Genomic DNA, 15181 nt, shown 5'->3' on the forward strand with positions numbered 1-15181 from the left:
GGGACGGCGGCGGGGCGGGTGGCCGGGTCCCGCCACCGACGGCGGGACCCGGCCCGGGGATCAGTACTGCCGGTTCGGCAGGGCCTCGATCGCCTGCTCCTGCGTGAAGGTGGTCTCCTCGGTGACGACCCGCTTCGGGACGTCCTCACCGGCGACGACCTTCTCGGCGAGGTCCATCAGCTGACCGCCCAGCAGCGGGTTGCACTCGACGATGAAGTTGATCTTGCCGTCGGCGAGCGCCTGCATGCCGTCGCGGACCGCGTCGACCGAGATGATCTGGATGTCCTTGCCGGGCACCTTGCCGGCGGCCTCGATGGCCTCGATGGCACCCAGGGCCATGTCGTCGTTGTGGGCGTAGACCGCGTTGATCTGCGGGTTGGAGTTGAGCATGGCCTCCATGACCTCGCGGCCACCGGCGCGGGTGAAGTCACCCGACTGCGACGCGACGACCTGGATGTTGTCGGTGCCCTCGATGGCGTCGGCGAAGCCCTCCTGGCGGTCGAGGGCCGGAGCGGCACCCGTGGTGCCCTGCAGCTCGGCGACGTAGGTCGGCTGCGAGCCCCAGTTCTCCACGGCCCACTCGCCGGCCTTCTTGCCCTCCTCGACGAAGTCCGACCCGAGGAAGGTCTCGTAGAGCGAGTCGTCCTCGGAGTCGACCGAGCGGTCGGTGAGGATCACCGGGATGCCGGCGCGCTGCGCCTCGAGCAGCACCGAGTCCCAGCCGGTCTCGACGACCGGGGAGAACGCGATGACGTCGACCCGCTGCTGGATGAACGAGCGGATGGCCGAGATCTGGTTCTCCTGCTCGCCCTGCGCGTCGGAGAACTGCAGCTCGATGCCGGCCTCCTCCGCGGAGTCCTGGATCGACTGGGTGTTCGCCGTGCGCCAGCCGCTCTCGGCACCCACCTGGGAGAAGCCCATGGTGATCGAGCCGTCCTCGCCCCCACCGCCGGAGCCGCCGCTGCCGCTGTCGCTGCTGCCGCAGGCCGTGGCACCGAACGCCACCGCGACCGCCATGGCAGTCACCACCGTCTTCTTGAACACCGCTGTTCCTCCACCTGTCGAGCCGGGCCGGGGGTCCCCGGCGCGTTCTGGGCCGAAGTGTTAGCGCTCACACATGTGGGGTCAAGCACATCGTGGGTAACGAATGTGCAACGGATCAGCTCGGGCTATGACGCGACGAAACGGGCCTCAGGGCTGCTTGACGGCGACCTGTGAGCGCTATCAGACTGCGGCGGCCCGTTCCCCCTCCAGCTCCGGGAGACCCCTCGCATGAGCGCCCTGCACCCCACCGGCGAGCAGCACGACCTCGTCCTCGACGACGTCCGTGCCGTGGTCACCGAGGTGGGCGGGGGGCTGCGCAGCCTCACCGTGGCCGGCCGCGACCTGGTGGTCGGCTTCCCCGTCGACACCCCGCGCCCGCTCTACCGGGGCTCGGTGCTGGCGCCGTGGCCCAACCGGGTGGCCGACGGCCGGTACACCCGCGACGGCCGCACCCAGCAGCTGGCGCTCACCGAGCCCGACCGGGGCAACGCCCTGCACGGCTTGACCTGCTGGAGCGCCTGGCGACTGCTCGACCGCACCGCCTCCGCCGTCCGGCTGGGTGCCCGCATCTGGCCGCAGCAGGGCTGGCCGCATCTCCTCGACGTCGTCGTCGGGTACGAGCTCACGCCCACCGGGCTGCGCTGGACCGTCGAGGGCCACAACCCCGGCGACGGCCCCGCGCCCTGGGGCAGCTCGGTGCACCCCTACCTGGTCGCGGGCCCCGGGCGGGTCGACGACTGGGAGTTCGAGCTGGCCGCCGAGCAGGTGCTCACCGTCGACGACGAGCGGTTGCTGCCCACCGGGCTGGTCGACGTCGGCACCACCGACCTGGATTTCCGGGCCCCGCGCCCGCTGCGCGGGGTGGCGGTGGACCACGCCTACACCGGGGTGGCCGGCGGCGCCCGGGCCACGGCCACCGTGCGGGCCGCCGACGGCGGCGGAGTGGCCATGCACTGGTCGGCCGAGGACCTGCCGTGGGTCCAGGTGCACACGGCGGACCGGCCCGACCCCGCCGACGACCGCGTGGGCCTGGCCGTCGAGCCGATGACCTGCCCGCCCGACGCGTTGAACACCGGCACCGACCTCGTCGTCCTGGCGCCCGGGCAGTCGCACACCGCCGCGTGGGAGATCGAGGCGTTGCAGCCGTAGCGTCACCGGGCATGGACCTGCCCCCGGCGCTGCTCGACCTGCTCCGCTCCCCCGCCCCCTGCTTCGTCGCCACGCTGATGCCCGACGGCGGGCCGCAGCTGACCCAGACCTGGGTCGACGCCGACGACCAGGGCCGGATCCGGGTCAACTCCGTCGCCGGGTTCCGCAAGGTGCGCAACGTCGAGCGCGACCCGCGGGTGGCGGTCAACGTCGCCGACCCGGCCGACCCGTCGCGCTACTTCGCCGTGCGCGGGCGGGTCGTGGACATCACCGCCGTGGGGGCGGTCGAGCACATCGAGCAGCTGTCGCAGAAGTACACCGGTGGGCCCTACCCCTGGTACGGCGGTCGCGACCAGCAACGGTTGGTGCTGACCATCGAGGCCGACTCCGTGCACTCGCCCCAGGGCTGATCCCGGTGGACCCGACGACCCCGCTGCTGGACGCCCTGCCGCGACTGCCCAAGGCCGAGCTGCACCTGCACGTCGAGGGCACCCTCGAGCCGGAGCTGGCGTTCGCCCTGGCCCAGCGCAACGGCGTGGTGCTCCCCTACCCCGACGTCGCGGCACTGCGGGCGGCCTACGACTTCGGCGACCTGCAGTCGTTCCTGGACCTCTACTACGCGTGCATGCCGGTGCTGCGCACGGCCGAAGACTTCCACGACCTCACCGCGGCCTACCTCGAGCGGTCCCACCGCGACGGCGTCGCGCACGCCGAGCTGTTCGTCGACCTGCAGGTGCACCTGGCCAACGGCATCCCCGCCGACGCCGTGCTCGACGGCATGCTGGCCGCGCTCGCCGAGGCCCGCCGCACGCGGGGCACCACGGGCGGGGTGATCCTCGCCGTGGTGCGCGACCGGCCGGTGGCCACCGCGCACGAGGCGCTGGACGCCGTCGCCCACCGGGTGCACGACCTGGTCGGCATCGGCCTGGACTCGGCCGAGGTCGGCTACCCGCCCGCGCTGTTCGTCGAGGTCTTCGAGCGCGCCGCCGCCCTCGGCCTGCACCGCGTGGCGCACGCCGGCGAGGAGGGCCCGCCGTCCTACGTCGTCGAGGCGGTCGAGCTGCTCGGTGTCGAGCGGGTGGACCACGGCATCCGGGCCGTCGAGGACCCGACGCTGCTGGCCCTGCTGGTCGAGCGCGGCATCCCGCTCACGGTGTGCCCGTTGTCCAACGTCCGGCTGCGGGCCGTGCCCGACCTGGCCTCGCACCCGATCCGGGCCCTGCTGGACGCCGGGGTGGCGGTCACCGTGAACTCCGACGACCCGGCCTACTTCGGCGGGTACGTCGGGGCGAACTACGCGGCCCTGGTGCAGGTGGGGTTCACCGCGCCCGAGTTGGCCCGGTTGGCCGCGGCGTCGGTGCGCGCGTCGTTCGCCGACGACGCGCGCAAGGCCGAGCTGCTCGCGCAGGTCGACGCCTGGGCGGTGTGACCCGCCGTGCCGTTCCTGACCCGCCCGCACGTCGAGCAGCTGGCCGGCGGTGAGTGGTCGCTGACCGAGCCGCTGGTCTACGCCGGCCGCAGCGAGCAGTGGATGGTGCCGACCGGCTTCGTCACCGACTTCGCCTCGGTGCCCGTGCCGGTGCGGTGGCTGATCCCGGCGGACGGGCCCTGGACGGCGGCCGCCGTCGTGCACGACTGGTTCTGCGAGGTCGGCATCGCCGCCGGGCAGGTCTCCAGCCGGGACGCCGACGGCGTCTTCCGCCGCATGTGCCGGGAACTGGGGACGCCGGTGCTGCGCCGCTGGCTGATGTGGGCCGGCGTGCGGTGGGGCGCGGTGGCCAGCCCGGTGCGCCGGCCCGGGTTAGCCCGCGACCTGCCCGCCGTGCTGGCCATCTCGGTGCTGGCCGTGCCGCTGGTGGTGCCGGTGTCGCTGGTGGTCGGCATCGGCCTGGCCGTCGACGCCGTCGTCGACCGGGCGCTGACGCTGGCGCTGCGCCTGACCGGCCACCCCGCCGACCCGCCCGGATCCTGGCTCGACGAGCGTGTCGTCCCGCCTCAGAGCAAGCCGGACAGCCGGTAGAGCACCAGTGACCCGGCGACGGCGACGTCCAGGCTGGAGCCGGTGCCGACCATGGGGATCTCGACGGCCAGGTCCACGAGTTCCAGCGCTTCCGGCGGCATGCCGGTCTGCTCGTGCCCGAGGACGACGACGGTGCGCGCGCGAGCAGCGGGGAGGTCGGCCAACCGGACCGACTCGTCGGTGAGCTCGACGCCGATCACCTGGGTGCCGTCGCGCCGCTGGCGAGCGAGCCAGCTCAACTGGTCCCCGGTGGACGGCGCTCCGCGGCGCGCCGGGGCCATCGTCGACGGAGGGTCTCGTCCCAGGCTTGCCCGCGCGACGCCTCGTTGCGCCTCGTTGCGCCGGGCACACGGGAAGCAGTCGATGACGGCGTCGGCGCGGCACCGACAGGCGGGCAGCGCGCAGCACCGGGCTCGTCCCAGTCGTCCGTCCTACTCGATGCGGGGGCCGATGATGATCTCGGTGCCGTCGGGGCGGTGGGTGCGCCATCGGCCGCCGGGGTCGCGTTCGACGCGGAAGCCGTGGTGGACCTTGGTGTGGTGGGGTTCGCACAGCAACGCCGAGTTGGCCAGCGAGGTCTCCCCGCCGTGCGCCCAGTGCACGAGGTGGTGGACGTCGGCCCAGTGGTGCGGTGCGCCGCAGCCGGCGAACACGCAGGTCTTGTCCCGGGCCACCACCGCCCGCCGCAGCCCCGGGGTGACCACCCGGTGGGTGCGGCCCACGTCCAGCGGGGTCCCGTCGGGGCCCATGACGATGCGGGAGACGGTGGCGTCGCAGGCCAGCCAGCGGGCGCGGGCGGCGGAGATGGTGGCCCCGAACCCCATCGCCGCGGTGGCGGGGCCGGTGCCGTCGGCGACCAGGTCCTCGACTCCGATGGTGACCACCACGTGCGGCTTCACGCTGCGCAGCACCGGCAGCCCGCCTGCGCCCAGCTGCCGGTCGGCCAACGCCACCAGCGCATCGGCCTGGCGCTGCACCCGCGTGCGCAGGTCGCCTTCGGGCCGGTCGGCCTGCACGATCGACTCCAACGCCGTCTTGACCTTCTCCCCACCGACCGCATCGAGGTCGAACCGGCCGGTCACCGTCCCATCAGCGTGGGTGCTGATCGACAGCGCCCGCTGCTGCACCGGGTCCGGCTCCACCCCGTCAGGGTCCAGCGCCTCCACGAACGCGTGCACCGCGGTCACCAGCGCCCGGTGCGAGGACGTCACGGCCACCTCGGTCCAGGCCCGGTCGAACACGCCCAGGTCGATGCCCTGCAGCTGCGCCGCGGCGCGCTCGCGGTCCCCCACCGCCGAAGCCACCACATCGACCTGCGCGGCGGACACCGTGCCGTCGGTGAACGCCTCACCCATGACCGGGAGATGCTCCACGGCACGGCCCACCCGCACGATCCGCGAGGCCTCAGCACCGGGCAGGTGCAGGTGCCCGATCAACCACGACCGCACCGACACCAACCCGTCGACCTGCACCGCCTGCGTCAGCTCCGCATGCCGCGCCAACCGCGCCAGCACCGCATCCAGCCGGTTGCGCTCGGTCGCCAGCTCACGCATCTGGTCCAGCACCTGCACCGAGGACAGGTGGTGCAACGTCTCGACGTCGTCAACCAACAGATCCAGATCAGGGGCGGTGAGCACTGCCGACTCGCTCATTCCTACCCCTCCAATCCGTTCGAACACCTGATCGAAGAATACTCGACGGCGGACGGCGCGACAAGACGAAAGGCGAGGTCAGAGCGTCATCACATGACCGCACACCGTCAGGGGATGAGGCGCTCGGCGCGGTAGCGGTCGAACAGCCGCAGGAACGAGTCCTCGGTGCGCACGTAGCCGGTGAACCCGAGCAGCCGCGACCGGCTCATGTCGGCCAGCACCTCGATCTCGCGGCCGAGGTCGGAGTCGGTGTGCCACCACGACGCCACCCGCGCCAGGTCGGGCTCGACGAGGTCGTGCTCGGCGACGACCTGCGCCCACACCGGCTCGGCGTCGGCCATCTGCTGCTCCAGCGGCTGCGGCTCGGCCGGGAACCCGGCGGACTCGACGCCGAGGGCGTCGGCCAGCCGCGGCCACATGTTCCGCCAGCGGAAGACGTCGCCGTTGACCACGTTGAAGGCCAGGTCCGCCGCGGCCTCGGTGATCGACGCCCAGATCATGTGGTCGGCGAGCTGGCCGGCGTCGGTCATGTCGACCAGCGAGTCCCACTGCGTCCGCGAGCCCGGGAAGACGAAGGGCCGGCCCGTCGCCCGGCAGATCGCGGCGTAGGCGGCCAGCGTCGAGCCCATGTTCATCGCGTTGCCGACCGCGTGCCCGATGACGGTGTGCGAGCGGTGCACGCTCCAGGTGAAGCCCTGCTCCGCCGCGGCGGCGAACAGCGCGTCCTCCTGGGCGTAGTAGAAGTTCTCGACCGGCAGCCGGTCGGCGTCCTCGAGGAACGGGGTGTCGGGCATCTCGCCCTGCGCGTAGGCCTCGAACGGGCCGAGGTAGTGCTTGAGCCCGGTGACCAGTGCGACGTGCCGCAGGCTGCGGCCCGGCGCCAGCGCGGCGAGCAGGTCGGCGACCATCGCCTTGTTGACGACGATGTTCTCGGCCTCGGTGTCCTGCTTGGACCAGGCGCAGAAGAAGACGTGGGTGGGCCGCAGCTCCCCCAACGCCTCGGCCAGCGAGTCGGGCGAGCGCAGGTCGGCCCGGACGTGACGGGCCGACGAACCGGGCACCGGGTTGCGCGACAGGCCCGAGACCTCCCAACCGCCGGAGGTCAGCTTCTCGACCAGCGCGCTGCCGGTGATGCCGCTGGCGCCCACCACGAGGGCGTGCGCGCCGAGGAAGGGCGGGGTGGGGGTGCTGTCGATGCTCATCCCCAGGGGCAGCACCGCCCGTCGTCCTGGTGTTCCGCACCCGGGCCGCTAGCGTCGGCCGCGTGACGACGACCCGTGCGCTGCTGGCCGTGGCGCTCGCGGCGACGGTGCTGACCGGCTGTGCCGCCGACCGGGCGACGGTGCTGCAGCCGATCGCCACCCCGGTCGAGCGGTGGCTGGCCGCGGAGCCCTCGCTGATCGCGCACCGCGGTGGCAGCGCCGACTGGCCCGAGGGCACCACGTTCGCCTACGACCAGGCCGCCGCGTGGTCGCCGGACCTCGCGCTGGAGGCCCCCGTGTGGCTGACCGCCGACGGCGTGTGGGTCGTCTGCCACGACGCGACCACCGGCGCCGAGTTCGACGTCGACCTCGACATCGCCACCAGCACCTGGGCCCAGCTCTCGCAGCTGCGCACGGTCGACGGCGGCCAGCCGCTGGCCCGGCTGAGCGACGTGCTCGCCGCGCACCCCGACCGCGTGTGGCTGGTCGACGACAAGCCGAGCGCCGACGTCCCGGGGTTGCTGGACCTGCTCGACGCCGCCGGCGGTCCGGGTCGGTTCGTGGTGAAGGGCTTCTTCAGCGGCCGGGCGTGGACCGAGCAGGCCCGCGCCCGGGGCTACACGACGTGGGGCTACTACTACCCGACGAACATGGCCGACTTCGCCGCCACGCAGTCGGCGTGGGACATCGTCGCGCTGCAGTGGGACGCCCCGGCCGCCGACTGGACGACGGCGCTGGCGACCGGCAGGCGGGTGTTCGGGCACGTGGTGCGCGACGACGCCCAGGCGCAGCAGGCACTGGCCGCCGGGGCCACCGGTCTCATGGTCGCCGGGGTCACCGAGGTCGTCCCGCGCTGACCCTCCCGGGCGAGAGCACGGCGGGGCGGCTCGACGGGCGACGCGCGGGCGCCGACCATGGGCGGCATGGACTACCTGCGGCAACTGCAGTCCGAACGCCCGCTGCTCTACATGCTCGTGCTGCTCGTGGGCTTCTTCATCGCGTTCCAGCTGATCATCTTCATCGCCCAGCTGATCCTCGGTCCCTTCGGCCTGCCCGGCTGGGCCCCGCTGGCGCTGGTGCTCGTCGTGGCCGTGGTCATCGCCCGCCGGCAGAACTCCCGGTAGCTGCTCCCCCGCTGCGGACCGGTCGGCAGGTCAGCCCCGCAGGAGCTCGTCCAGCCGCCCGTCCGCAGCCAGGTCGCGCAGCCACGCCAGCGCGCCGTCCCGGTCGGTGAACGCCCCGTCGTCCTGGGCAGCCAGCGCGACAGCCAGGACGGCGCCGAACCCCGGGCCCGGGGCGTGCCCGAGGGCGACGAGGTCGGCGCCGCGCAGCAGGGGCCGGCCGGGACGGCGGTCCACCCCGGCCGTGGCGGCCAGCTCGAGCCACGCCGTGGTCGGGTTCGGACCGGACCCGGCGCCCCGGCCGGCGTGGTCGGCGCCGCACACCAACGACCACTCGGTCATCGTCGCCGGGACCAGCCGGCGGGCCAGCCGGCGCACCGCCGCACGGCTCGGGCCCTGCGCGGTGGTGGCCACCATGTGCTCACGCACGACGGGGACGACACGGTCCACCAGGGACGGCGGCGCGCCGATCCCGGTCAGCAGCTCGCGGGCCACGTCGGCACCGGCCTCGGCGTGGCCGTACGAGGTGATCCGGCCGTCGGCCCGGTGCTGCGTGTGGGTGGCCTTGCCGACGTCGTGCAGCAGCGCGCCGAGGACGACGACGGTGCGGTCGTCGCCGGTCAGCCCCGCCGCGTCGGCGAGCGCGGCGGCGGCGTCCCCGGCCAGTGCGGAGTGGGTGAGCACGTCGCCCTCCGGGTGCCAGCGCGGGTCCTGCGGCACGCCGGCGAGCCGGGCCAGCAGCGGCACGTGCGCGAGCCAGCCCGACGCCTCCAGCGCGGCGACCGCCGCGCTCAGGTGCCGGCCGGTCTCGCCGATGCCTCGCCACTCGCCCCAGATGCGCTCGACCGGCAGGTCGCCGAAGGGCAGCGTGCGGCACAGCTCCGCGGTCTCGCGGGCCAGCCGGAAGCCGAAGCGCGCCGCGAACCGGACGCCGCGCAGCACCCGCAGCGGGTCGTCGCCGAAGGCGGGCCCGGTGTGCCGCAGCACCCCGTCGCGCAGGTCGGCCACCCCGCCCACCGCGTCGAGCAGCTCCCCCGTCAGCGGGTCGACCATCAGCGCGTTGACCGTGAAGTCGCGCCGGCGGGCGGCGTCCTCGGGCCGGGCGCCCGGGCCTGTCGTGGGCACGGCGACGTCGAGGTCCTCGCCGTCCCGTCGGACCTTGAGGACGGCGAACGAGCGGCCCACCTCGTCGACCCGGCCGACGGTCTGCAGGGCGCGGCGCAGGTCGTCGAGCCCGAGGCCGAACACCTCGAGGTCGACGTCCTTGGGCGTGCTGCCGGGGGCGAGCAGGGCGTCGCGCACGCAGCCGCCGACCAGGTAGGGCTGCCCACCGGCAGCGCTGATCGCCCGCACCGCGGCGTCGGTCGCGCCGCTCAGCGGGAAATCGGCTGTCCGCACCGTGGTCACCCTGGGAGTGTGACGGCCGTGTCAGCCCGCATTCGGTCGTCGGTCGTGCTCGGGGACCGGTCGCTGCCGGCCGGGTACGACCACCCGCACGCCTCGGAGGAGGCCCGGCGCATCGCCGAGGAGGGCACGATCCTGCGGGTGCAGGTCGGGTCCGGGGTGCACGGGACGTCGATCGGCGGGCAGGACGACCGCGACGAGATGGGCATCTGCCTGGAGCCACCGCAGTACGTCACCGGGGTGGCCCGGGTGGGCGACGGGATCCCGTTCGAGCAGTACCAGCGGCACACCGTGTGGGACCGGCCCGGCGGGCTGGCCAACCGGTCGGGCGCCGGCGACCTCGACGTGGTCGTCTACTCGGCGCGCAAGTGGGCGAGGCTGGCGCTGGCCGGCAACCCGACGGTCCTGCTGCTGCTCTTCGTCCCGGACGCCGAGGTGGTGCACCGCGACGAGGCAGGCGCGGAGCTGGTCGACAACGCGCACCGGTTCGTGTCACGGCTGGCCGCCGACCGGTTCCTGGGCTACCTGACCGGCCAGCGTGCGGCGATGACCGGTGAGGTCGGCGCGCACACCAATCGGCCCGAACTCGTGGCGCTGCACGGGTACGACACCAAGTACGCGATGCACGCGCTGCGGCTGGGGGTGCAGGGCGTCGAGCTGCTGAGCACCGGCCGGATCACGCTGCCGGTGCCCGAGCCCGACCGCTCGTACCTGCGTGCGGTGCGCCGGGGCGAGGTGCCGCTGGCCGAGGTGGTCGCCGCCGTCGACGCCGCCGAGCAGCGGCTGATCGGGCTGCGGGAGAGCTCGACCGTCCCCGACGAGCCCGACCGGGCGTGGGTCGATGCCTGGCTGCACCGCAGCTACCTGGCCTCCTGGGCCAGGCAGCCGACGCTGCGCCGTTGATCGGTGGGCCGGTCGGGTGACGATCGAGCTGGGCGGTCGGCCTCGACGAGAAGCTGCACCGCACGACGAAGGCCGCCCACCCGGTGGGTGAGCGGCCAGTCGATGGTGGAGCTGAGGGGACTCGAACCCCTGACCCCCACACTGCCAGTGTGGTGCGCTACCAGCTGCGCCACAGCCCCTTGCGACCCGGTCTGGTGTGTCCGAGCCGTTGACAACCATACAGTCCCCCGGCGGCCTCCCCGCAGGGGGGTCCCGGTCATCGGCGTGTCATGACCGGGACCCCGCACGGGTCAGCCGAAGGCGCGGTCCAGGGCCAGGTTGAGGTCCAGGACGTCGACGAACGGCGCCCCGATGAAGCCCAGGTCACGGCCGTGGGTCGCGGCGGAGACCAGCGCCTGGACCTCGGACGGCGACACCCCGCGAGCAGCAGCCACCCGGTCGACCTGGATCGCCGCGTAGGCCGGCGAGATGCCCGGGTCCAGCCCGGACGCCGACGTCGTCACCGCGTCGTCGGGCACCGCCGACTCGGGCACCCCGTTGAACGAGGCCACCTCCGAACGCCGGGACGCCACCGCGTCGGCGAGCTCGGGTGACGACGGACCGAGGTTCGACCCCCCGGACGCCGCGCCGTCCCAGTCCCCCGCCGACGGCCGGGACTGGAAGTACTGCGGCAGCGGCGCGCCGTCGGCGTCCACGAAGCCCTGGCCGATCAGCGACGACCCGACCACCGTCCCGCCGGCCGACGTGACCAGCGATCCGTCGGCGCGCGAAGGCACCACCACCTGGGCGAAGCCGGTCATCAGCAGTGGATAGGCGAGGCCGAGCACCACCGTGGCGAGCAGCAGGGCACGGACAGAGGCGAGCAGTTGACGAGTCATCACGAGATCCCGGGAATCAGAGACACGAGCAGGTCGATGGCCTTGATCCCGACGAAGGGCAGCACCACGCCGCCGACGCCGTAGACCAGGAGGTTGCGGGAGAGCAGCGCGGACGCCGTCCCGGGTCGGTACCGCACACCGCGAAGGGCGAGCGGCACCAGCGCCACGATGATCAGCGCGTTGAAGACGACCGCGGAGAGGATCGCCGACTCCGGCGAGTGCAGGCGCATCACGTTGAGCGTGTCCAGCCCGGGGAAGACGGGCGCGAACATCGCCGGCAGGATCGCGAAGTACTTGGCCAGGTCGTTGGCGATGGAGAACGTGGTCAGCGAACCGCGGGTGATCAGCAACTGCTTGCCGATCGCCACGATCTCGATGAGCTTCGTGGGGTCGCTGTCGAGGTCGACCATGTTGCCGGCCTCCTTCGCCGCCGACGTCCCGGTGTTCATCGCGACGCCGACGTCGGCCTGGGCGAGCGCCGGGGCGTCGTTCGTGCCGTCCCCGGTCATCGCGACCAGCCGGCCGCCCTCCTGCTCGCGAGCGATGAGCGCCAGCTTGTCCTCCGGCGTCGCCTCCGCCAGGACGTCGTCCACCCCGGCCTCGGCGGCGATCGCCCGGGCCGTGGCCTCGTTGTCGCCGGTGATCATCACGGTGCGGATGCCCATGCGCCGCAGCTCGTCGAAGCGCTCGCGCATCCCGGGCTTCACGACGTCCTTGAGCTCGATGACGCCGAGCACCCGGGCGCCGTCCGGACCGTTCTCGGCCAGCACCAGCGGCGTCCCACCGGCGGTCGAGATGTCCGCCACGACCGTCCCCACCGAGGGGTCCACGGAACCCTCGAGGCCACGGACCCAGGCCTGCACGGCCCCGGCGGCACCCTTGCGCAGCTGCCGGCCCCCGGGCAGGTCGACCCCGCTCATCCGGGTCTGCGCGGTGAACTCCACGAACTCCGCCCCCGCCGGGCGGTCGACCGCTCCCCCGCCCAGGACGACGACCGACCGGCCCTCCGGCGTCTCGTCGGCCAGCGACGCGAGCACGGCGGCGCGGGCCACCTCGTCGTCCGACGCCGAACCGACCGGCACGAAGCGGGCGGCCTGCCGGTTGCCCAGCGTGATCGTGCCGGTCTTGTCCAGCAGCAGCGTGCCGACGTCGCCGGCCGCCTCCACCGCGCGGCCGCTCATGGCCAGCACGTTGCGCTGCACCAGCCGGTCCATCCCGGCGATGCCGATCGCGCTCAGCAGCGCGCCGATGGTGGTCGGGATCAGGCAGACCACCAGCGCGATGAGCACGGTCATCGACTGCCCGGCGCCCGCGTAGACCGCCACGGGCTGCAGCGTCACCACGGCGAGCAGGAACACGATGGTCAGCGACGACAGCAGGATGTTCAGCGCCGTCTCGTTGGGCGTCTTCTGCCGCGCGGCGCCCTCGACCAGCGCGATCATCCGGTCGACGAACGTCTCGCCGGGCTTGCTGGTGATCTGCACGACGATGCGGTCCGAGAGCACCGTCGTACCGCCGGTCACGGCGCACCGGTCGCCGCCGGACTCGCGGATCACCGGGGCGGACTCCCCGGTGATGGCCGATTCGTCGACACTGGCGATCCCCGCCACGACGTCGCCGTCGCCGGGGATCTGCTGCCCGGCGACCACGACCACCCGGTCACCCGGGCGCAGGTCGGCGGCCGCGACCTCGCGGCCGTCCTCCGTGATCGCGACCGCGGTGGTCTTGGCCCTGCGCAGCGAGGCGGCCTGCGCCTTGCCACGGCCCTCGGCCACCGACTCGGCCACGTTGGCGAACAGCACGGTCAGCCACAGCCAGACCGCGATGGCCCAGCCGAACACCGTGGGTTCGAGCACGGCCAGCACGGTGGAGAACACCGAGCCGACCCAGACGGTGAACACCACGGGCTGGCGCACCAGCCCCCGCGGGTCGAGCTTGCGCACGGCGCCGGCCAGCGCCGGACCCCACTCGATGGTCGGCCGGGTCTGCTCGGGGGCAGGGGTCCGGTCCAGGACGGCGGTCATGAGAGCCCTTCGGCGAGCGGCCCGAGTGCGAGCACCGGGAAGTAGGTGAGACCGACGACCACGAGGACGACGGCGGTGAGCAGCCCGGCGAACAGCGGGCGGTGGGTGGGCAGGGTCCCGGCGGTGACCGGCACCTTCCCCTGGGCGGCCAGCCGGCCGGCCAGCGCGAGCACCAGCACGATCGGCACGAAGCGGCCGAGCAGCATCGCCAGCCCGAGCGCGGTGTTCCAGAAGGGCGTGTTGGCACTGAGCCCGGCGAACGCCGAGCCGTTGTTGTTGCCGGCGGAGGTGAAGGCGTAGAGCACCTCGCTCAACCCGTGCGGGCCGCTGTTGAGCATCCCGGCCTGCCCGGCGGGCACCGCGACGGCGACCGCCGTCCCGACCAGCACGATCGCCGGCGTGGTCAGGATGTAGAGGCTGGCCAGGGTCATCTCGCGGCGGCCGAGCTTCTTGCCCAGGTACTCCGGCGTCCGGCCGACCATGAGCCCGGCCACGAAGACCGCGACGACGGCGAGCACGAGCATCCCGTAGAGGCCCGAGCCGACCCCGCCGGGCGCGACCTCGCCCAGCATCATGTTGAACAGCGTCACCATGCCGCCCAGCGGCGTGTAGCTGTCGTGCATCGAGTTGACCGCGCCGGTCGAGGTGAGCGTGGTGGCCGCGGCGAACAGCGACGAGAGCGGCCCGCCGAAGCGCACCTCCTGGCCCTCGGGCAGCGCCCCGGCCTGGAAGGTGCTGATCAGCGACACCGACACCGCGGCCAGCAGGCCCATCACGCCGAGGATCGCCAGCCCCTGCTTGCGGTCGCCGACCATGCGGCCGAAGGTGCGCGGGAGCGAGAACGGGATCAGCAGCATCAGGAAGACCTGGAACAGCGACACCCACGCGGTCGGCCCCTCGAAGGGGTGCGCGGAGTTGGCGTTGAAGAACCCGCCGCCGTTGGTGCCCAGCTCCTTGATCGCCTCCTGCGAGGCCACCGGACCGCCCGGCACGAACTGCGACCCCCCGGCCAGCGTGGTGACGTCGGTGCCGGCCGACAGGTTCTGGACGACGCCGCCGAGCACCATGACGACCGTCGCGACCACCGCCAGGGGCAGCAGCAGCCGGACGACGGCCCGGGTGATGTCCACCCACGCGTTGCCCAGCCGGTCGGTGCCCCGGCGCAAGAACCCCCGCACCAGGGCCACCAGGACAGCGAGGCCCACCGCGGCGGACACGAAGTTCTGCACCGCCAGGCCGGCCATCTGCACGAGGTGGCCCATCGTCGACTCGCCCGCGTAGCCCTGCCAGTTCGTGTTGGTCACGAAGCTGACCGCGGTGTTCCAGGCACTGGAGGGCTCGACGCCCGGCATGCCGTTGCCCAGCGGGAGCAGTGCTTGCAGTCGCTGCAACGAGTAGAGCAACAGCACGCCGACCAGCGAGAACGCCAGCACGCTGCGCAGGTAGGTGGGCCAGCGCTGCTCGGCGTCGGCGTCCACCCCGACCACGCGGTAGGCCAGCTTCTCCACCCGCCAGTGCTTCTCCGCGGTGAACACCCGGGCCATCCAGTCGCCCAGCGGCTTGTGCGCCAGACCGAGGGCCAGGACCAGGAGGCCGACCTGCAGCCACCCGGTCATCAGAACCTCTCCGAGAACAGCAGGGAGGCCAGCAGGTAGCCGACCAGGCCCACCGCCACCGCCAGTCCGACCACATCGAGCGCAGTCACAGCTTCTCCACCCCTCGAACAGCCAGCGCCAGGAGTCCGAAGACCGCCAGCGTGAGGAGCACGTAGACCACGTCGGTCA

The 15181-nt window shown here is 73.3% G+C and carries 16 protein-coding genes and 1 tRNA gene; 7 read left to right on the plus strand and 10 right to left on the minus strand.

Annotated features, from left to right (window positions below; translation table 11 throughout):
- Positions 1-60: 60 nt before the first annotated feature.
- Positions 61-1017 (minus strand): ABC transporter substrate-binding protein, encoded by a 957-nt coding sequence (locus tag BLP29_RS00300; protein WP_243469699.1) that lies wholly within the window; start codon positions 1015-1017, stop codon positions 61-63.
- Positions 1018-1272: 255 nt separating this feature from the next.
- On the opposite strand from BLP29_RS00300, the gene BLP29_RS00305 reads away from it, so the two are divergent.
- The 4 genes from BLP29_RS00305 to BLP29_RS00320 are packed head-to-tail and all read left to right on the plus strand — an operon-like array spanning position 1273 to position 4213.
- The gene (locus tag BLP29_RS00305; RefSeq protein ID WP_092798788.1) at positions 1273-2193 is read left to right on the plus strand and encodes an aldose 1-epimerase family protein; all 921 of its coding nucleotides are present in this window, start codon (positions 1273-1275) and stop codon (positions 2191-2193) included.
- Positions 2194-2204: 11 nt separating this feature from the next.
- Positions 2205-2603 (plus strand): TIGR03618 family F420-dependent PPOX class oxidoreductase, encoded by a 399-nt coding sequence (locus BLP29_RS00310; protein ID WP_092798789.1) that lies wholly within the window; start codon positions 2205-2207, stop codon positions 2601-2603.
- Between the two features lie 5 nt (positions 2604-2608).
- Positions 2609-3622, plus strand: coding sequence for an adenosine deaminase (locus tag BLP29_RS00315; protein WP_243469588.1), 1014 nt, complete (start codon positions 2609-2611; stop codon positions 3620-3622).
- Between the two features lie 6 nt (positions 3623-3628).
- Positions 3629-4213 carry a DUF1353 domain-containing protein gene (locus tag BLP29_RS00320; RefSeq protein WP_092798790.1) on the plus strand — a complete coding sequence of 195 codons (585 nt, stop codon included), beginning with the start codon at positions 3629-3631 and terminating at the stop codon, positions 4211-4213.
- Here the strand turns inward: BLP29_RS00320 and BLP29_RS00325 are convergent.
- The 3 genes from BLP29_RS00325 to BLP29_RS00335 all read right to left on the minus strand — a co-directional run bounded on the left by BLP29_RS00325 (position 4189) and on the right by BLP29_RS00335 (position 7067).
- Complete coding sequence (locus BLP29_RS00325) at positions 4189-4452, minus strand: TrmH family RNA methyltransferase (RefSeq protein WP_207798236.1); 264 nt, start codon at positions 4450-4452, stop codon at positions 4189-4191. The two genes, BLP29_RS00320 and BLP29_RS00325, sit on opposite strands and share 25 nt — an antisense overlap.
- A gap of 192 nt (positions 4453-4644) precedes the next feature.
- Complete coding sequence (locus BLP29_RS00330) at positions 4645-5865, minus strand: HNH endonuclease (protein ID WP_092798792.1); 1221 nt, start codon at positions 5863-5865, stop codon at positions 4645-4647.
- Positions 5866-5972: 107 nt separating this feature from the next.
- Complete coding sequence (locus BLP29_RS00335) at positions 5973-7067, minus strand: SDR family oxidoreductase (RefSeq protein ID WP_092800491.1); 1095 nt, start codon at positions 7065-7067, stop codon at positions 5973-5975.
- Between the two features lie 62 nt (positions 7068-7129).
- Between BLP29_RS00335 and BLP29_RS00340 the strand changes: the two genes are divergently transcribed.
- Positions 7130-7924 carry a glycerophosphodiester phosphodiesterase gene (locus tag BLP29_RS00340; RefSeq protein WP_165839229.1) on the plus strand — a complete coding sequence of 265 codons (795 nt, stop codon included), beginning with the start codon at positions 7130-7132 and terminating at the stop codon, positions 7922-7924.
- Positions 7925-7990: 66 nt separating this feature from the next.
- Complete coding sequence (locus BLP29_RS00345; protein WP_092798794.1) at positions 7991-8191, plus strand: hypothetical protein; 201 nt, start codon at positions 7991-7993, stop codon at positions 8189-8191.
- Between the two features lie 30 nt (positions 8192-8221).
- Here the strand turns inward: BLP29_RS00345 and BLP29_RS00350 are convergent, their stop codons facing one another.
- Positions 8222-9595: a CCA tRNA nucleotidyltransferase gene (locus BLP29_RS00350; RefSeq protein WP_092798795.1), complete on the minus strand. Its 1374-nt coding sequence runs from the start codon at positions 9593-9595 to the stop codon at positions 8222-8224.
- 45 nt (positions 9596-9640) lie between these two features.
- On the opposite strand from BLP29_RS00350, the gene BLP29_RS00355 reads away from it, so the two are divergent.
- Positions 9641-10495 carry a nucleotidyltransferase domain-containing protein gene (locus BLP29_RS00355; protein ID WP_207798237.1) on the plus strand — a complete coding sequence of 285 codons (855 nt, stop codon included), beginning with the start codon at positions 9641-9643 and terminating at the stop codon, positions 10493-10495.
- A 103-nt stretch (positions 10496-10598) separates the two neighbouring features.
- Here the strand turns inward: BLP29_RS00355 and BLP29_RS00360 are convergent.
- The 5 genes from BLP29_RS00360 to kdpF form a co-directional block, all read right to left on the minus strand.
- A tRNA-Ala gene (locus BLP29_RS00360) sits at positions 10599-10674 on the minus strand.
- A 111-nt stretch (positions 10675-10785) separates the two neighbouring features.
- Positions 10786-11373, minus strand: coding sequence for a potassium-transporting ATPase subunit KdpC (kdpC, locus tag BLP29_RS00365; RefSeq protein ID WP_092798796.1), 588 nt, complete (start codon positions 11371-11373; stop codon positions 10786-10788).
- Positions 11373-13397, minus strand: a complete 2025-nt coding sequence (gene kdpB / locus BLP29_RS00370) for a potassium-transporting ATPase subunit KdpB (RefSeq protein WP_092798797.1) — start codon at positions 13395-13397, stop codon at positions 11373-11375. The genes kdpC and kdpB overlap by 1 nt, the downstream gene beginning before the upstream one ends.
- Positions 13394-15013 (minus strand): potassium-transporting ATPase subunit KdpA, encoded by a 1620-nt coding sequence (gene kdpA, locus BLP29_RS00375; protein WP_092798798.1) that lies wholly within the window; start codon positions 15011-15013, stop codon positions 13394-13396. The genes kdpB and kdpA overlap by 4 nt, the downstream gene beginning before the upstream one ends.
- Positions 15013-15102, minus strand: coding sequence for a K(+)-transporting ATPase subunit F (gene kdpF / locus BLP29_RS20525; RefSeq protein WP_133378925.1), 90 nt, complete (start codon positions 15100-15102; stop codon positions 15013-15015). The genes kdpA and kdpF overlap by 1 nt, the downstream gene beginning before the upstream one ends.
- Positions 15103-15181 lie beyond the last annotated feature (79 nt).

The sequence above is a fragment of the Klenkia marina genome (assembly GCF_900101025.1).
Classification (GTDB): Bacteria; Actinomycetota; Actinomycetes; order Mycobacteriales; family Geodermatophilaceae; genus Klenkia; species Klenkia marina.